This is a genomic window from Metabacillus rhizolycopersici (assembly GCF_020075705.1).
The window spans coordinates 1-1,295 of sequence record NZ_JAIQUM010000214.1 but is presented as its reverse complement, the minus strand read 5'-3'; the positions used below and the strand labels follow the sequence as shown (position 1 = coordinate 1,295).

1 protein-coding gene is annotated in these 1,295 nt (G+C 38.5%); it reads right to left on the bottom strand.

Annotated features, from left to right (window positions below; genetic code table 11):
• On the bottom strand, positions 1-1,082 hold a 1,082-nt coding region (gene iscB / locus K9V48_RS28055; RefSeq protein WP_224142319.1), incomplete at its 3' end, for an RNA-guided endonuclease IscB.
• Positions 1,083-1,295 lie beyond the last annotated feature (213 nt).

Sequence of the window (1,295 nt, the reverse complement as noted above, 5' to 3'; positions counted from 1 at the left end):
AAATATTCTTCTCCTTTGTATTGAATCTTATCAAATTTTCTAAATCCAAATAGCTTCCCTGTTGGAATGACTTGTTCACTACGAACGCCTTTGGTTTGTTGATAATCGCCATCAGAAACGCATTTTTTCCATAAGACCTTGTTCGTTTTGAACACTACTTCTTTGCCAGTGGTTGCAATTGCTACCGCATCAAAGTAGTGCTCTTTCGGTAAACCTAACAATTGTCGATGTTCTTTTGTTATGAAACCAAAAGTTTCTTCTGCTGACGTTCGTTTTAACAATTGAATACGAATGCTGTTCATTTGTGTGGCGTGGTTCAATTGCCCCTTTTTCTTCCCTTTCTTTTTCAGTTCAACTTCTCCACGATGGAGAGCATCATGACATGTTTTACAAAGTGTAATGAGATTGGATTCTTCATCAGAACCGCCCATACTTCTAAAAATGATGTGATGTACTTCTAAACGTTTGTCTTTGGATTTCCCCTTGCAATATTGACAACGATATCCATCTCTTGTTAACACATAAGCCTTTGTGTTGGCATATCCATAGTTAATTCCTTTTTGATACAGCCATTTGTTGGTGAGGACTGCTGGGTTTTTTAAAGCATGTGAGTCAAAGGTAGCGGTCTCCACAACTTGTTTTGTAATAGGAAGAATCGATTTTACGAACTTTATTTCTTTTAGATGAGCGTGAATTTTACTTGTCATCGTAGGCGAAAAACGGTCTGTCTTGATAGAATTTTTACGATTTAACCATCTTGCTTTCCGATAACGTGTTTTTCGATTACGTCTATTTCTTCTATATTTGGAACGTTGCTTCATTTTTTCCGTAATATCATTGCGAATTTCAATTTGTGACATGTACAACACATTTCCCTTTTCATCCGAAACAGCAGAACCCACTTTGGAGCTTCCACTATCTAATCCGTGCATCAAAGGTTGTAGGTATTCTGTATCTGTTTTGTACAGCAATTGAATTGTAAAAGCTATTCTATGTTTCACTTTTGCCTTTCCCTGTTTCAATAGCAATCTTGCAATAGCAGGGGAACAAGGCATAAGTGGTTTTCCATCCATGTTTAACACATAAACCAAGTTGACCATCCTTTCGGACAATAAATACTCTACCCGAAGGTAGGTTGTGCGTATCCTTGTACTGCTACCATACAAGGAATCCGTCCTCACCTCGACAAAGATAAAAAGGCTTTTTGCACTTGCATCACCGAGACTTTCCTCATCTCTACTTAAATGCAAGCGACAGAGCAACGGTCTGGTGCGTCAACCGAAGGTGTCATGACC